Origin of the sequence: Microcystis sp. (assembly GCF_048564745.1) — a bacterium.
GTDB classification, from domain to species: Bacteria; Cyanobacteriota; Cyanobacteriia; order Cyanobacteriales; family Microcystaceae; genus Microcystis; species Microcystis ichthyoblabe_A.
On the sequence record NZ_JBLZRT010000171.1, the window covers coordinates 1 to 17536 of the forward strand.

General features: G+C 41.7%; 15 protein-coding genes. 9 read left to right on the forward strand and 6 right to left on the reverse strand.

Annotated features, from left to right (window positions below; genetic code table 11):
* The 4 genes from ACOCD9_RS18400 to ACOCD9_RS18415 form a co-directional block, all read left to right on the forward strand.
* Positions 1–325: DUF2887 domain-containing protein (locus ACOCD9_RS18400; RefSeq protein WP_419548131.1), on the forward strand; the 325-nt coding region annotated here is incomplete at its 5' end.
* A 117-nt stretch (positions 326–442) separates the two neighbouring features.
* Positions 443–3481, forward strand: coding sequence for a CHAT domain-containing tetratricopeptide repeat protein (locus ACOCD9_RS18405; RefSeq protein WP_419548132.1), 3039 nt, complete (start codon positions 443–445; stop codon positions 3479–3481).
* Positions 3482–3484: 3 nt separating this feature from the next.
* Complete coding sequence (locus ACOCD9_RS18410; RefSeq protein ID WP_419548133.1) at positions 3485–4069, forward strand: hypothetical protein; 585 nt, start codon at positions 3485–3487, stop codon at positions 4067–4069.
* 7 nt (positions 4070–4076) lie between these two features.
* Positions 4077–4385, forward strand: a complete 309-nt coding sequence (locus tag ACOCD9_RS18415; RefSeq protein WP_004163806.1) for a hypothetical protein — start codon at positions 4077–4079, stop codon at positions 4383–4385.
* A 220-nt stretch (positions 4386–4605) separates the two neighbouring features.
* On the opposite strand, the gene ACOCD9_RS18420 is transcribed toward ACOCD9_RS18415, so the two are convergent.
* The 6 genes from ACOCD9_RS18420 to ACOCD9_RS18445 form a co-directional block, all read right to left on the reverse strand.
* Entirely contained in the window at positions 4606–5151 is a 546-nt protein-coding gene (locus ACOCD9_RS18420; RefSeq protein ID WP_419548134.1) for an NUDIX domain-containing protein, read from the reverse strand.
* A gap of 26 nt (positions 5152–5177) precedes the next feature.
* Complete coding sequence (locus ACOCD9_RS18425) at positions 5178–5891, reverse strand: DUF559 domain-containing protein (protein WP_419548135.1); 714 nt, start codon at positions 5889–5891, stop codon at positions 5178–5180.
* Positions 5892–5958: 67 nt separating this feature from the next.
* Positions 5959–6600, reverse strand: a complete 642-nt coding sequence (locus ACOCD9_RS18430) for a hypothetical protein (protein ID WP_287703388.1) — start codon at positions 6598–6600, stop codon at positions 5959–5961.
* A gap of 81 nt (positions 6601–6681) precedes the next feature.
* Positions 6682–7143: a hypothetical protein gene (locus ACOCD9_RS18435; protein WP_287703386.1), complete on the reverse strand. Its 462-nt coding sequence runs from the start codon at positions 7141–7143 to the stop codon at positions 6682–6684.
* Between the two features lie 3 nt (positions 7144–7146).
* A complete protein-coding gene (locus ACOCD9_RS18440; RefSeq protein WP_419548136.1) occupies positions 7147–8559 on the reverse strand; it encodes a MotA/TolQ/ExbB proton channel family protein in 1413 nt (470 codons plus the stop codon).
* A 289-nt stretch (positions 8560–8848) separates the two neighbouring features.
* Positions 8849–9706 (reverse strand): helix-turn-helix transcriptional regulator, encoded by an 858-nt coding sequence (locus ACOCD9_RS18445; protein WP_419548137.1) that lies wholly within the window; start codon positions 9704–9706, stop codon positions 8849–8851.
* 586 nt (positions 9707–10292) lie between these two features.
* On the opposite strand from ACOCD9_RS18445, the gene ACOCD9_RS18450 reads away from it, so the two are divergent.
* The 5 genes from ACOCD9_RS18450 (at position 10293) to cas3 (ending at position 17528) form a co-directional block, all read left to right on the forward strand.
* Entirely contained in the window at positions 10293–10457 is a 165-nt protein-coding gene (locus ACOCD9_RS18450) for a hypothetical protein (RefSeq protein ID WP_158657265.1), read from the forward strand.
* An 87-nt stretch (positions 10458–10544) separates the two neighbouring features.
* Positions 10545–13076, forward strand: coding sequence for a hypothetical protein (locus ACOCD9_RS18455; RefSeq protein WP_419548138.1), 2532 nt, complete (start codon positions 10545–10547; stop codon positions 13074–13076).
* 2 nt (positions 13077–13078) lie between these two features.
* Entirely contained in the window at positions 13079–13972 is an 894-nt protein-coding gene (locus ACOCD9_RS18460; protein ID WP_012266052.1) for a hypothetical protein, read from the forward strand.
* 42 nt (positions 13973–14014) lie between these two features.
* Positions 14015–14800: a hypothetical protein gene (locus ACOCD9_RS18465; RefSeq protein WP_419548139.1), complete on the forward strand. Its 786-nt coding sequence runs from the start codon at positions 14015–14017 to the stop codon at positions 14798–14800.
* A complete protein-coding gene (gene cas3, locus ACOCD9_RS18470; protein WP_419548140.1) occupies positions 14793–17528 on the forward strand; it encodes a CRISPR-associated helicase Cas3' in 2736 nt (911 codons plus the stop codon). The genes ACOCD9_RS18465 and cas3 overlap by 8 nt, the downstream gene beginning before the upstream one ends.
* Positions 17529–17536: the final 8 nt, after the last annotated feature.

Consider the following 17536-nt stretch of genomic DNA (forward strand, 5'->3'; position numbering starts at 1 on the left):
CCAACAGGAACTTTTAGAATTGATAGAGACGATTTTGATTTACAAGTTGCCGCAGATTAATCGAAAGGAGATAGAAGCTATGTTTAGTTTAAGCGAGTTAAGACAGACGCGTGTGTTTCAGGAGGCCCTAGAGGAAGGTCGTCAAGAAGGTCGTCAAGAAGGTCGCCAAGAAGGTCGTCAAGAAGGGGAAATCATCGGAAAATTGGCTTCTGTTCCCTTATTATTGCGAGCGGGGGTTAATCCCCAAGAAATCGCCGCTTCTCTGGGATTATCTCTCGAACAGGTCTTAGAATTGGCTCGCTCGCTGGAAGATAGCGATCGCTAGGGTATTTTCAGAAGTTTGATTGCTGATTTCCCCTTTTAGGACGAGTATGAACCCCGAAAGGGACGACTTTCGGCAGTAGAGATATAATTTCCTTATCTTCCTTTCCCCCTTTCTCCGATGCTATCCCTACTAAAAAAGCTCTGGAATTGGCTAAAATCGCTCTTTATTGCCAGTCCGAAGGCAATTAACCCCAAAGAAGTCAAAAATACTCCTCCAGAACCCAGCGATGGGGAATATGAAGGGATATTGATGGGGTTATTCGAGCAGGTGGCGGCGGGAACCACTACCGGCGGATTACGGGGATGGCTATACAGTCGCCATTGTGACGATAAAAAGCTGGCGCGGTGGTTAGGGGTCAAAAGCGAGGAATGGCTACAGTATCCGGAAGATTATCAAACTTTAGGGCGGGATCTGGCGGCTTTAGGCAAGGTGATGACGGGAAATCTGGGGGAAGTATCCCAACGGATTAGCCTCCAGTTACGCGACGCGGTGAGGGATGTTTCCGGTGTGGAGGGGGAAAATCTATGCCCAAAGGAGACGGATTTAACGGAAGTGGTTCAGGATGCCGCATTCTGGTTTGAGCAAGGAAACCAGAAATACATGAATGGGTATTTTCTCGGCGCGATCGCATCCTGGGATCGAGCTTTAGAAATGAAACCCGATTTACATCAAGCTTGGTACAACCGAGGGGTTGCGTTAGCTGATTTAGGCAGATTGGCAGAAGCGATCGCATCCTACGATCGAGCTTTAGAAATTAAACCCGATTACCCTGATGCTTGGTTTATCCGAGGGGTTGCGTTAGGTCATTTAGGCAGATTTGAAGAAGCGATCGCCTCCTATGATCGAGCTTTAGAAATTAAACCCGATGACCATCAAGCTTGGTACAAACGAGGGGTTGCGTTAACTGATTTAGCCAGATTTGAAGAAGCGATCGCCTCCTTTGATCGAGCTTTAGAAATTAAACCCGATGACCATGTAGCTTGGTACAACCGAGGGAATGCGTTAGCTAATTTAGGCAGATTAGAAGAAGCGATCGCATCCTGGGATCGAGCTTTAGAAATTAAACCCGATTTACATCAAGCTTGGAACAACCGAGGGATTGCGTTAGGTAATTTAGGCAGATTTGAAGAAGCGATCACATCCTACGATCGAGCTTTAGAATTTAAACCCGATTTACATCAAGCTTGGTACAACCGAGGGAATGCGTTAGCTGATTTAGGCAGATTTGAAGAAGCGATCGCATCCTACGATCGAGCTTTAGAAGTTAAACCCGATGACCATGAAGCTTGGAACAGCCGAGGGATTGCGTTAGGTAATTTAGGCAGATTAGAAGAAGCGATCGCATCCTGGGATCAAGCTTTAGAAATTAAACCCGATTACCATCAAGCTTGGGACAACCGAGGGACGGCCGTTTGTTTTCTGAGTAAAAATCGCGTTTCTACTCCTAGTCTAGAAGCTCTCATTTATCGTAAACCGATAGTAGCCCTTAATGACCGAGAACCCCATATTTTCGCCCTCCGGGAGGCACTTCCCCACCTCATTCAAGGATCGCCTCCGTGGGGGCAAATTTATCGCTATCTAGGGGAAGCTTATCTGGAACATTCCCAGTATAAAGAGAAAGCTAGTCCCTATTGGCGCGAAGCAATCCGACATTATCAAATCGCTTTACCGATTCTCAGCGAAAAAGACTTCCCCGAAGATCATTTAGAAATTCTGCAAGGATTGATCCGCGCTCATCTTTCCCTACAGGAAATCCCTGAAGCGCGATTCTATCAACAACAGGGGCGCCACCTTTTCACCCGACTACGCGCCCAAAAACGCGATAAACCGGCTTTTGAGGCAAAATTCAGCAGTTTTAGTCACCTAGAAATCGATTTACTGATCGAGGAAAATCATCCTCTAGACGCAATTGAACAGGCAGAATTTTATAAAAATCGTTGTTTGACTTGGATTCTCGATAATTGGCAAGAAAACCCCACCAGTCCCGATTATGCCACTATCCAAAGCCTGACCGGTCCGAATAAGGCGATTATTTACTGGTATCTCAGCGAGGACAATCTCACCACCTTTATTATCACCCCAGAGGCTGATCCCGTCATTGTCGAGCCAGAACAGCGCCGTCAACCAGCGCGACAGTTTCGGACTTGGTTAACTGAATGGGATAAACAATACCTTGACTATGCCAGTAAAAAAGAAACCGAGAATAAACAAAATCACCCCTGGAGATTGTCACTTAACAGCCGTTTTGCCGAATTAAAGCGGATTTTACAGATCGATAAAATTCTCGAACCTTTGCCGGTTTCCGTTGATTCCCTGATTCTCATCCCCCACCGGGATCTGCACCGCTTCCCCCTACATACCCTCTTCCCCGAAAAATACACCGCCACCTATCTCCCCTCTGCTCAGGTCGGTTTGCGTCCCCAGTCCGGCGATTCCTCCTATTCTCCCCTCCTCAGCGTCGAAGACCCCAAAACGGAACAAAAACCCATGGATTTCGCCCAACTGGAATCAGCGATTATTAGCCATATCCTGCAACCGAGCCAGAGAATTAGCCCGAAAAAGGCATCACGGGAAAACGTCCGCAAAGCCCTCGAAAATGCCCATAAAACCTTTCATTTCACTGGTCACGGCTTTTATGACTCTTTTCGTCCCCAGGAGTCTGCGATCGCCCTTAGCGATGGTTTATTAACTGTCCGGGATATCAACAAGCTCAACCTCTCTAGTTACCGTCTCGTCTGTCTGGCTGCCTGTGAAACCGCTCTCACCGGTAAGGATGGCATTACTACCGAATACGTCGGCCTCGTCAGTGCTTTCTTGGCAGCCGGTGCGACTAATGTGGTCAGTACCCTCTGGCCGGTGAAGGAGATTTCTAGCGCTTGGTTTATGGTTAACTTCTATCAAAGATTATTAGCGGGTGAATCCCCGGCCCTAGCTCTGAAAAATACACAAAATTGGTTAAAAAATATCACTTGGCAGCAACTAGCTAACTGGATCGAGCAACTTGGACAACTTCCCGACCTAAGGGAATGGGTCGATCGACTGGAGGCGCGGGCGGCGAATATTTTAAAGGAAGGCAGTACAATAGGGCTAGATCAGCTAACAGAATATAGTGATCCTTACCATTGGGCGGCCTATACCCTGACTGGACAGGACTAACTTATGGAAATTCCCAAAACAATTATCGATCTTGAAGCGCTGCTAATCGCCCTCGCACAGCAGACTGAACCCTTGCCAGAATATCTACAGCGATCGCTCAAAGAAATTGAACGATTATTAAGGGAAGAACAACCCCAGGCAGCAACACAATTGCGGCAACTTGTCAAGGATTTTCCCCCCCTAGAAAAAGCTTATAAAAAAGCGATCGAAGAATTAGACGCAGCCTATGCTAACCAAGAATGCGCCAAAAGTTTAAGCGTCATTTTTCCCGATAGTTTAGATTTCGAGTCCCTATTTATTAATGATGTTATTCCTAGCCAAGATTGGGTAAAAACTGCCCAAAAATTAGCTGGATCCCCCCTGCCCCCCTTGATAAGGGGGGTGCCGACAGGCGGGGGGATCCCCCTTGATCGCGAGGGTGCTGATTCCCCTCGATTTTGGGATAAAGCCGATCGCCTGATGGTGGTAACGGTGGGAGGTGCGGCCCTAGGGGGATCGATTGCGGGAGTTTACGGTGCGGTTATTGGTGCGATATTAGCGGCTGGCTGCGGATGGTATATTACCTTTAGGAAAGCAAAATCAGCATAAATTTTTGATGAAGATTGTTAACATTGAAAACTTTCTTTTGTTAATCGGAACCTTGGTTATTACCGCAAGCGTGGCGCTGGTTACAAAAAAACAGCCAAGACGAGGAAACAATAAATCTTATCTAGAAATTCTTTTCGTTTCTGGGTTAAGTTTATCGGCTGTATTGGCAATATCTAAGGTGGTCTATAAAGTGTTAACTGATGAAAATTTTCAGAATTGCCTTGGTTCGGATAGTCAAATCCTTCTTTTGTTAGCTGCTGTTCTCGGTATCTTTATTTCTATTCAAGAGATTTGTAAATTATTTGAAGCGAAGTAATAGGAATACCAGCTTTATCCATATCCAAAAGTTATACTAAATCCTGTTGAGAAGGTGTAGAATAGGCGTTGGGTTTCATGCTTTAACTCAACCTATGTTCTATAAACATTATCGGTAAACCCAAAAAAAAGGAAGCTAAATCATGAAAATTACGTTTTGCTAGGGGATAAGTTTGTACTACCTATTGACTGGCGATAGCGACGGAAGACGTGGGGTTACGCTAAAGTTGAGTTTGATTTAACCACCATTCCAGCAGGACGGCGCGGCATTGCAGGCAGGTGAGGGACTTCAACAAATCGCTGACTCCGATTGAATTAGCTGGATAGGTCAATAGTTCGCTGGTAGATAGCCCGCCGTCGATATCGGCAGTAAAACCGTAAAGTTTCTGATTGGAAAAGGAGCTATTTACTGCCCAACCCTCGCTATTTAGGGGAGTTAATCGGGTCACTGCCGTCGCTTCAATTCCTAATTCTCGTTTTAGAGTCATCAACGCCGCCTCGTGATGGTCTTGCCCCTCGGAAATCCGACCACCAGGGAAATCGAGGGTTGTTTGTCCCAGTCCGGGGCGATAACTGGGAGCGGGCAGCAGTATCATCGAGTTTTGAACGGGCAGAACAATGACGGAATCAGCTTTTTCAACCCGCCAGTATTCTAATAGTTGTCCTCGATCATCTTGCAGGTGTTCCCCGATCAGGGTCAACCAGCGACAACGGAGTTCTAAAAAGCGATCGTTTACTGGCCATGCCGGACCCGATGGTTGTTGCATTTTCAACCTACTCTATATGGAAGCTGTTAAAACAGATTCAAGAACTCCTCGATCGCCGTGTCGGGGGACTGCATACATTCTTGGGCTGTAAACCTTGCGGTGGCGATTCCTTCTCGTAAAAGCAACCGGTCTCTTATGTAGTCGCGATGGGTCTGGCCATTTTCTTGATGGTGTTTACCATCGATTTCCAAGCTGATGCACTTGCCTTTTTGAAAAACCAAGAAATCTATCTCTAGTCTTCCCGTCATGGTAGATGCCGAGAGGGGAGAACCCTGACCACCTATCCGCCCCCTCGCATTGCCGAAAAATAACAAACCCCTTCTATCCAAAGCTTCAGCGATTTTTACTTCCACGGGCGATCGGAAGTACATCCCGCCCCACTCGGTCGTTCCATTGTTGCTCCGACCGACGACGATGGCACTTCCCCTGACGATTTGCTCGATCCTTTCCTGCCAATGCTCATCGAAAAACAACCGCCACCAGTGTTGAGTGCCGTGACCATCCCTCTGATCGGCGTAGGCGAGATGCAGGTTCGGCTTGATCTCCATGTAGAATCCCGGCCTGGTTTTAGGATAAAGCCATTGATTGATCCGTTTCCTGAGATTTTTTTCCTTGTTAGCACTCAAGGCAACAAAAAAATCTAACAGTTGTGAGGTTCTCAATTCTCGCAATAGGGGAAGCTTCCCACCGACAGAGACCAATTCACCGCTATTTTCGGTTCTTTCATCGTTAAATTCCATAAGAAACTATTTTACCGAAAAATAACATTTTTGCCAGAGCATGATACATTGTGTCGAGAGGTGGAAGCTACTGAACGCCGATAGTTCTGCCCGATGATCCTAGGATAATCGATTGTTCTAATTTTTGAGGTTCCCAACCGACATTAAATCCCTTTTTCCAAGCGATTTCTCTCGCTTTTCTGTAAGTAGGAAAACTATCAGGTCTGACGATAAAAGCGATGTAATCTTGTTCGGGATTGAGACCACTTATAATTTCCTTAAACCGAGAATCAGTTTTCGATAACTGCTCGTTGGCTGTTCCCACATTTTTATTAAGTTTTTGGTACTGCCAAGCAAATGATTCGATGTCTATTAGTTGAGCTTGATAGGAATCGGTTTGTGGTCTAAATTCCCTAACTTTACTGACTTTTTCCTCAACACAACTTCTATATTGGCGCATTTTTTCTATATATGCCGTTAATTGTTCTAGACTATAGTAATAAGGCTCGATCGGTTCTGTGCAGGTAGGTAAGGTTTTAACAAAATCCTCAATTTGTCCAGAAATCATCTCGGTATCTAGATAACTAACGTGGTTATCTGCCACCTCAAAAAGATGAGGTTTTTTTTCGGTTTGAGAGACTAGAGGCGTTCGGATAGTGGTTCCCGACTGTACGGCTACCAGAGTGATAAATAAACTGACAAACATCAGAACTCCTACTGTATTAGTCATGATGTCAAGGAATGAATCAAGATTACCTATCGGCAAACTTGAACGATTATACTTTCTCAGTTTTCTCATTTATTTTTCCAATCAATTTTTTGCTTCCGATTTTATATTTAACTTCCAATCTTTATCCAAAGGTTCGTAACCGATATCTATTCCCCTTCCCTCGACCAAACTTCTAACTCTTTTAAAGGTATCGATTCCGTCCGGTCTGACCACAACGATGAGATATTCTTGACTAGGATCGATTTTCTTCAGTAATATTCCCAGTGGTGAGAACTCACTTTCCAAAACGGAGGCAGCTACAAAAACTTGTTTGGGATGTAAAATTACACCATCGGCTTGACACTCGATATAAAGGGGCTGTTTTGATCGATTCAAACCGTTATCGCTCTTGGCCACGATTGTTACTTGCTTTTGGCTGCCGATAATCTCGGAAGTAAGCACGATAATCAGGAGAATAAGACTGCCTATCGTGCAGGCTAGGATCGATAAAAATGGAAATAAATCTATCTGTATAGATTGTCGGCTACGCATCGCTCTAGGCATAATTTAAGTCCTTTCATCTTCCTGTTCTAAGAGTAGAATCCGGCGCGGCTTATTCAGTTGGTCTAATGTCGGTCTTAACCGCTCCAAGCTAGTCTGAATTTCCGCTAAAACACTTTCTAAAACGGCTTTTTCTTTGAGATTGCGGAGATTATCGTCTAAACTACGCTGTAAACTGTCGATCTCACTGATTTGAGCCGCGTATTTCTCCAAACTGCTTATTCTTTGTTCTAAGGCTTGGGCCGCCGCCTCCAATTTATAACCGACCACCAGAGCTTGTTCTTTAAATCCATCGGCTACCGCTAGATGATTTTGATGGATGGCCTTGACGGTTATTTTAATCTCATTTATTAGCCCTCGCTGTATTTTTATCTGCTCACCGAGAAAGGTCAAAAACTCCTGACGTTCTTTAGTTGCTGTCTCCCTTACCGTCTGGATTTCTCGAACTGTTTGAGCAACGGCCTCTCGTATGCCGTTTACTTCTTGCGTGAACCCTTTTGCCAATGCTGCCGCCGCTTGTTCTGCATAATGTTTGGCTGGTTCGATCAAGGTTTCGGGGGCTGGGAAATTTTGTCGGACGGCTTTGATTACCGCTTGCTCGACTATTTCCCCGATAATGGTCGCGTTTCCTTTACTTTTATCTTGTAATCGTGGTAATACTTTATCGTTGATGTAGATATCGATCGCCAGCAGCAGACGGGATTCTAAACGCTCGACCATCACCAAAGGCAGCATCACCAATACGCTCATAAATAAAGCTAAAAGAGTGGTATCAAATGCGATCGCTAATCCTTGGGTCACAGTGCCGATACCCTCTTTAATTTGGTCGATATCGCTGGCATTTTCCAGAAATCCTGTAAATCCCCCCACCGAAGCACTGATGCCGAACACCGTGCCGATAAATCCCAGTAGGGGAATTGCCCAAACTAAAATCTTGGGGATGGTATAGGAAGACTCGGAGGCACTATGATAAAAAGCCGAATCTTCTAAAGAGAACTCGTTAGCGATTTGACGATTACCAGAGGTAATATACACGGCGATTACCCGACTACAACGACGGGCCAGCAAGCCCTTCTCTTTTGCTAGATTCTGTTGCAGATTGATCACCTGATTGCTTGTCGGATCCTCAAGGGATATATTGGATGGAATCAGTTCTTCCCCTAAAGTTCGCGCTTCTTTTTGAAGCTTAAAAAATTTCAGCAGGGTCAAAGCCGCCACAATTCCAGCAAAGGCGATCGTGAGAATTTGAGTGAATCCCCGCTCGTACAATAAAATCCCGATAAAAGTATTTTTGACGGGAAATAGCAGAGCGTAAATGGCTAGGGTAATTCCCAAGCCAATTCCAGAAACGAGGAGAAGATTCACGTCTAATTCCCTTCGATCCGATTTGAGCGAGTTTAAAACAAATTTGGCTTTCATGACCGATATTGAACAGGTTGATAGATTTTCATCGGGTTTATCTTTGACCGTCAAAGGATGCTCATCCTATCAATTCTTATTAAGGGATTGATGATTGAAACGGAATCAAGAGAAATTTTTCGTGTGTAGCTTTCGGACTTTGGTCGTTGGATTGATCAGGGGTTTCCCTAATTCGTACCTAGTGACGGGGAATCGGAAATTCTCTTTTTCTCCTACAGTAAGGGTTATGGCCTTTTGTCAACAGGGAAGTCCAGATATAACCGATTCTTGTGACCAGTGATCGCACATTTTACCCCGATTCGTATTGTTGATGAAGATTTAATAACATTTGTTTGATCCGGTTGCGTAATGGCTCTGGTGTAAGTACAATACAGCGATCTCCATAGGGTAAAATCTCCCGAATTAACCAAAAATGACTAGAGACTTTACGGGTTATAATCCTTTTCCCGTTTATCTCTCGGTCGTCGATATCCCTTGCCTTCCTTTCATAAGCCTTCACGAGGTCTTTTTCTAATTGTAATTGTACTTTTATAAAATCGAGACTGTCTCGCCATTGTTCTTCGATCGGGATCAGGCTTTGAATACGAGAGAATTTAAGACAGCGATTGTGAACAAGCTCGGGAAAGTCTCGCTGATCTTCTTCTGGCAGATCGACCGTTTCTTCACACCAGATCTCTAGATAGAATTCTTTTTCCCGAAACATGATCTCGGCAGAGCGAACGGTAAATTCTAGGGTCTGTCCCTGAGAATTTTTGTACATTACCCGAAAAGCTTGCTTGTCATGGATATAGCGCTCCACCGTGAGCCGCCAATCGCGATCGTACTGACTCACCTGTTCGGAAATCTCCCGACGCTCTTGAAGGGAGAGATTTCCCTTCTCTAAAAGAAAATTAGAAAGAGTCTGGGCCGGTTCGATGTGACCCGATCGCACCAGACGGTCGATCGCTTCCTTGATCGCTTCGACCCGCTTCGTCGAGAGGGTAAAGGGTTCACCGATCTCCAGTTCTCCTTCGGCGATGGCGACGATCAGACCTGACGGACTAGGACTTTTCCCCCAAAAGATGTCAAAGCGTCGGGCGATCGCCTCTAGCTTCTCCTTCGTTCCGGGAGGGATTGACAGTGTAATTGTTTCTTTTTTGCGGTTCACCTGAAAAATGTACTTGTAAACTTAGAATATTTGTGCTACGATACCTATATTGTAATGATAAATGAGATCAAAAAGCTATGGTAAGAGGAAATGAGGGGGATATACCACTGACGATGGTTCTGCGTCCGTGTAACCTTTTGTCGGGAACTCGGAAAATATTGATCAGCATGGTGTCACCGCCACATCGTTGTGGGGAGTTCAGGCGATCTAAAACGGCAGATATCTGGAGTGAACAAAAGGAGACAGAGTAGCATGGACAACCTCATAGACAAAGATCGCATATTGCCCTGTCTGGTTTCAATCCCTAATAGGGATTCGATGAAAAGGCTAAACAGTAGCCTCACCACTTGTGACGTTTCAATCCCTCTTAGTATCAGGGGTTCAGTGATCGATCATCTTACCATGATATGCTTAAGAGAATGATTTGCTCCAGTAGCCTAACACTTGTGACGACGTAAACAGTGAGCTATATTAAAAGAAGCCGTTTTGGGGTCGGCTATCTATAGAAAAATTTATGTACTTGCATTATAGCAAAGCTGACCCCAGATGGATACCCACCTCAATCAAAATAAAATGGAGGTCAGTAATGCCTAATTTGGACGATATTTACCAGCAAATCGAGCGTTTTCAAGACCAAATCGAGCGTTTTCAAGACCAATCGGAGCTTCTTCAGTGCCAAATCAAAGAACTGAGGCAGTCTCCAGTCTTGGATTCTGAAGGCGAAGTCAGAATTTTCGCTGATTTAACCTAGAATCTTGGCAATAACGCCTCTAGAGAGCGGAAGTAGGCACTTTTCAGCCTACTCCCTCAAGATAAGAAATCAAGGAAGGACAGCACTATGTCGATTAAACAACTTTCACTTTTCGAGAATGTTTCTCCAGAGCAAGATACAAAAGCGGTTACGACTTCGGAAGAGATTAGCGAACTTGAAATTACTATCTTATTGAGTGCTTTGACCGCAAATGCGATCGCTCAAACCGACTCGACATTGATTTCCGCTTTAGCTGACGATCCAAGAGCGATGGCGATCGCCAAAACTTTTGATCATCCTAAATTGGTTAGACAGTTACGACTTTCTCAACCTCAAAAAGAAAGCGAGTTCATTGAACTCACGTTTCAAGGGAATCAAGTTTTTTATCGAGAACGAGAGATAGGTAAAATACAGCTTGTGTACAAATCACCGTCACCGGGAGAGCTACAAGCAAAATTAACTCATGAAAGCACGATTGATCGGTTTTTGGAGTTTTTGCAGAAAAAATATCAAATTGTTTCCTTGCATGAAAGTAATTACCATGTGCAGATTTTTATTCCACAAACTCAACAATCACATAATATAGAGGAGCTTTGGATAGAATTTATCACGAAAGTTATTTTTTCTATCTATGGTGATTTTCAATATCAGCTATCAGGATTAATGCAAACTTTTATCACAATGCTAAAAAGTGTTACCTTAGCGGGACGAGGTTTTAGCACCCTAGAAATTCCGATAATTACCAGAGATCAAGCCAAGGTGTTAGCAGCTTTTTATTTAGCTATTTTCGAGCAAGTAAAGGATCGCCAAGAGAAGCGTGAGACTGAGATCGTTCAACTTATTGAGAAAATTAAATCCGAAGAACTTAACTCGAAAGATTTAGAGTCTACTGAAAAGAAGCTAAAAAGCAAGCAGGAAATGCAAGCTAAAGAGTTTAATAAATATAGAGATTATTTTCAGAAAGTTTTGTCTAAATTATTAGATGAGCAACGAGCTATTTATCATGAGATAAGAACCCTTGACGAGCAGTTAGGAAAAACTGGTTTGTCAAAAGCTCAAGTTAGCAAATTACAGAAGCAAAAGGATAAAATAGAGTCACAAATTATTTTTCAGGAAGGATCGATCGAGGAGAAGCAGAGATTTCTAGAAGAATCAGACGGAAATCCGTTTGAGTTTATAGAAAAACAAAAACAAACAGATCTATTGAAGCCAATTCATGCGATCGCTAAATCTTTTAACAAAACGGCCACAGAACAAATTAACTCGACTCGTGGCGATATTTTCACTCAATGTATATTAGAGATGTATCGTTTGTTAGAAAATCCAAAACTCGAAACCATTCCAGAACCGCTTTTAACGATTAACCCAAAAATTTTAGCAGCAAGGACAGCGGGAGACGATGGTAAAGATTTTTGTTACTCTTGCGGAGTAACTTTAGATGCTAAAACTGTGCGATGGAGAGTAGCTAGATTTATGTTCGAGCGACCGTCTCAACGTCGTCAATCATCCTCTAGTGAAGATAGACCTTTCATTTGCTCTTCTTGTTCTGTATTATCGTTTGCCTCCCCCTTAAAAGTAACGGATGATAGTATTATCTTACGACTTGAATCTCAAGATGATAGAGGTGTAACGAAAGTTAAAATCAAAGACTACTTGCGAATGCTAACCAATAAAGAAGTACATTTATCTTCGGGTTGTTACATTGCCCTAACTTCTGAAAAAACAATCACAGGAGATACCGCTTCAAAAAAACTAGGACAGTTTCAATATGCTTTAGCAAAAGTTGCCTCGATTTTTCCCTTAGAGGTTATTAAAGATTTTAAATTTGTTCTTCAGCTTCAAAGAACAGAAAAAGTTTTAGTAAGCCGTCAATTAATATTTATTAAAGGTTTGATAGAAGGTTATGATCAATCAATTATCGTCAGTGGGAAAGATATTAACCTTAAACTAGGAGATGCGATTCGTTATGTACAACAAGATTCACCCTACTTAGCAGACTATACATTACTTAAAGCTTCCAGTATTTCTGACCGCTTATTATTGGAACGAGTTAGGGAACAATATTTGCAAACCATCATCCAAGATATTCAAGGAGAAACTATGACTATCGATTCACTTTGGAAACGGGCAAAATTATATGAAGACGTGGCCGCATTGACAGGATTAACTTACGCTTTTGCCCAATCTTTAGAAAGTACTGCTAAAAAATTAATGAAGCCAGAAGATGCAGAACGTGAGGTAAGTAAATTAATAGAAAAAGTAGATGATCCTGTTGCTTTTAGTTATTATGCGACATTAGGAGATGAAAAGAAAATTAGTGTTCAAGCAAGGCTATATCACAATCCTGATAATTACTTTATCTACGAACAAGCAAAAAAAATGCTAGAAAATAAGCTAGAAATCACTAATAGAGAAGAAGTTGATAATTCGGGTAAAAAATGGCTTGTTTTTTATGCTGACGACATCACCAAATCTTATGCCTATTTTGCTAATCCTGATCAAGTAGGTAATTATGCACAAGAAAAAGAGTGGAAGAATTTAACTTATAATCTCAAACTTTCTCTTTATACGCGGTTTCCTGAATTGGTTCGTAAACTTTCATCTAAAGGAGATAAATAACGATGGCTACCGAATCTAAAGTGACGACTGGACTACCTAAGACTGATGCTAATAAACCTAGATTGCATTTTGATATTTATGCCATTCTCGAAGGCTCTCAAGAGCTTTACCTAGGACATGAAGTACAGGTTAATGTTAACTTAGTTGAAATCGTTAAACTGAGTACAAAAGATGGTAAAGAAATTGAAAAATGTTATATTTCTCCGACCAAACGGCGAGGAGTTGAACGACGTTGTTTACTATGGTCTCCTGTGAAAAGTGGAGAGCTGCTAGGAGATAAACAAAACTGCGGAATCCCGAAAACCTGTGCTGAACCCACTTGTCCGATTTGTGCTACATTTGGCGCACTCGATCCAGGAAAACGGACTTTAATCGGTCGGGTAACTCATGGTGGAGGTGTTGCCATACAAGAGATTTACCCGGTCGAAAAACAACGAGCAATGCACCCCGCTTTATTGGTCAATCGAAATGATGAAACTCCCACACCTTTTAGACGAGAATACAATCAACCCGGCATTCTCTATCCCGTTTATAACCACGCTCTGAGTATCACCGATCAAGACTTTTCAGCTGTGGCTTATGCTTTCTTAGATTCATTACCTCGCATAGGTTCAGGAAATCCGAAAGGAATTGCTATCGCGGAAACGGACGATCGTACCCCGCTTCTGGTTTTGGATAGATATTTATCTCCTAGAGGGAAGCGTCCAATCGTTTCTCCCTCGGAAACCGACCCGCAAAAGGCGATCAATGATTTCCTTTATTTGGCACTGTATCCTGAAACTAATTTCACTAATCATATTCAAGAAGCGCACTTCGATCGCTGGATAGGCAATGAAGCGTTAGCCAAATTGCAAGAATACTCCGCAATATTCGTCGATACAGTTTTACAAGCATAAATCATGTATTGCCTGACCTTTAAGATTATCCCAACGGCGGCGATGACATTTCGCATACTGCCTGGATCGATTCTCAATATCGCCACTTATCCCTTCGTCCCACCGACTACTTTTTCTGGGTTTCTCCGACGGATAGTAATGTTAAGCGAGGGATTAGATATCCCTGAAACCAGTATTAACAAGGAAAATCCGCCTTATTTCACCCTACCTCGTCAGTATATAGCGTTAGGAGCCTATCCAGTCCTAGATAAATGGTCTGGAGTCCATCGTACTCATCGCAAAGGAACTCGATCGTTTAACCATGATGTTTTTTCTAGACTATACATTGATGGCGATCGAGAAAACTTTCAGTTACACACTTGGGAATATTTTATCGCTGAGGAGTTAATCGGCTATGTTGTAAGCGAATCTAAGTCCAGTCTAGAGGCATTTTCTAACCTACAAGGAGTCGGATGTAAAATTGGTAAGGAAGGATTTGCGGTGATTGACGAGGTATCTGAATCTATACGACTCCAAAGAAAGATTCTTTCCGCTCACCCGTCAACTGTTGTTCCAATGGAAGCTTTAATACAGCGAAATCCTTGTATCAATCGTTGTGATATTTATAATCTCTATCGTCATGAATGGTCAGCAGATCAGACTCAAGATGAAGATAAGGGATTGTTCGATACAGAGCGATCTCCTATTAATGGTTTTATCCCCTTTGTTGCCGCTTACTATCCCGAAAAAGCCAATCCTTTACCCACTTTAGATTTCTATACGGATGGAAATCTTCAGATTCCTGTAGCACTTGTGGAACTTTTACAAGGAGAATCAATTAATGTCTAAATCTAACCCTCAACCTTTTTTCAAATTCGGCCGCGTGTTTTTTCCAGGCGAACCTACAATTGCTCCTGATAAAATTCTTTTTCAACCCCTGGGTAATCATGTAGGTAATGTTAGACAATTAGCCAGAAAATGGCAAGATGGCAACTTTTCTCTAGAACGAGTTATTGAAGGAATCAATTTACACGACAAAGCTAAACCACAAACTTTCAAGATTCGCGTTGAAACTAATAAACAGGGAGAGTTTACAAAATATACTTATTCATTTAAAGGGCATCGATTTAAAGTAGATAACCCACAAAATCTTTGGGTGCAGGCTCTAGCGAGAGGACATCATGACTATTCAACTAAGGAAATTATCAAGGATACCTATCAATTAAAAAAAGATACTGAATATCAGAAGATTTTCTCTAAAGACCCCTTACAATACGCCAAAGAACTTTATATTTTGGAAATGTGCGATCAAATTGAAGCGGAATTAGCTTGTCGTGTCATTGGAGACGACGAACAGGCAAAATCTCGCACATTTATGGATTTTACAATAACTAAAGGTACATCCGAAGATAGCAACCACCGTGTTTTTTATCTCGATCCCTATCCTTTTAAAGAACCAACTATCACTTTAAATTTTCGTTCGTGGACATATAACTTGTCAGACGAGGATAAAAATCAACTCCAACAATTACACGAAAACCGAAAAGATAAAGAATTAGGAAGTAAATTGAATACTCTTGTTAAAGAGTGGTGGAAAAAAAACGAACATACAATCAGTGAAGATAGAGCAATTACTGCCATTATCAAACCTGATAATTCAAACACTTATTCCCCATCAGAAAAATCAGAAAATGCAATTTTTTGGTGGTATGGAGAATTAGCGAATTTTCAACCTAATCCAATGCAGGAGGAAGTGTTTCAAACGATGGTTAAAAACCAGCATCCAGCTTTTATACTTAAAGCTCCTACAGGAGCGGGAAAATTTGAAGCGATTATTATTCCCTTTTTAGCTATGCTATCTACAAAAGAAGATAGACCTCGCCTGATTATAACCCTACCTGCACGAAGTTTGTTAGAAGATCAAAAACAGAGATGCGATAAATATTTAAAACAATTTTCACTCCTACACAAAGGACGTGAAGTGTCTTTGGTGATAGATACAGGAACCGAAATGAATCGATATGTTTATCTAGATGGAGAAGTTAAATCTAGCAATAATTCTCGAAGACATTTATACAAAGGAGATATTATTTTAACAACGATTGATAAATTTATATATCGATACTTTGGCTATGGTGATAAGCAAAAATCATTCATCTTTCCCTATCGAATTTATCATGGTAATACACTGATTTGTTTTGATGAAGCTCATACCTATGATGATATTTCGTTTACTAACTTTTGCAGTTTGGTTAAAGCTTTGTATGAAGCAGGACGCTCGCTTGTTTTAATGACGGCAACTTTATCACAAAATCATCTGGAAAGATTCGATTATCTTGCGGATAACATGATCGATTACATTGATGTTCAGGACAATCTAGAGAAGCTAAATAATTTTTATCAGCAAATTTTGAAGCAAGACTATTCTAATTTAAAACAGTTTGAATTTTACGAAGAACCAACAAATTTACAACAAAAGTTGACCTCAATAGCACTTGAAGAATGGAACTCTAACCCAAGCCATCGTATCATCGTTTCTGTAGAAACTGTTAAAGATGCGATAGCAATTTATGAAAAAATAAAACAGACATTAAACATTAAATCTTCAGAAAAAAAAGAATTTTTGTTTCTCTATCATGGTCGTTTGTCAGATATTCCCAAAACTTCCCATTATTCTCGAACCAATCTTTATCAAAGATTAAAAGAGAGAGATGAAAATGACCAAGCTTATATTCTGGTTACTACCAGTGCGATCGAAGTTGGTTGTGATTTAAATAGTACCCGTTTGATTACTCAACTGTGTAACCCAGAAAGTTTAATTCAACGAGCGGGACGTTGCAATCGGAAAGGTAATGTTGAAGATGCAAAAATCATTGTTATTGGCAATAATATTCCTGAATTTGTTAATACTTTAAGCGAGGCAGAACTAGAGGATTATAAAACAATTCTTAAGGGTTTGCACGATCAAAACTTTGATCCGAAAGCGATCATGAATTGTGTTTCTACAAAACAGACAATTGATGATTATCGAGTTGTTGAGCTTTTTTCCCTGTTGCAAGACTATGTTTATAATGCCGATCTCACTTGTCAATCTGCTCATGAAAAAGGATTAGTAATCACCCGTAGCTGGACTCCATCCGTTACCTTGGTATATGATGACGGTAAGCAGGGTGATAGTTTAGAAAAAATTGTCAAAGAATCTCCTCAAATTCAAGTCCCTATTGATCGTTTAATCTTGAAAAAGAATAATGAAGGAAATTACACAAATCAATACGCTAATGTGTCTGTGTACGAATGGATTTACGACAAGGAAGAAACTCGATATAAGTTAGAACCTTTAAAATATTGGGGATGTGCATACAGTAAAGATCTGGTGATCAAAGTCTGTGCAGTTCAGGAGGGAGCCATATCTGATTCTTTTGAGCCTTATTCCTATGATCATGAATTAGGGTTTAAAGACTTGCCTGGAGTTTTTATTAAATGGAGATCAAATGGCTATCAAGAAAGACTTCAGTATAACCCCACAAAGGATAGATCAGTAGTTATTAACTACACTTCTGCTCTAACACAAGATTGATTTTATCT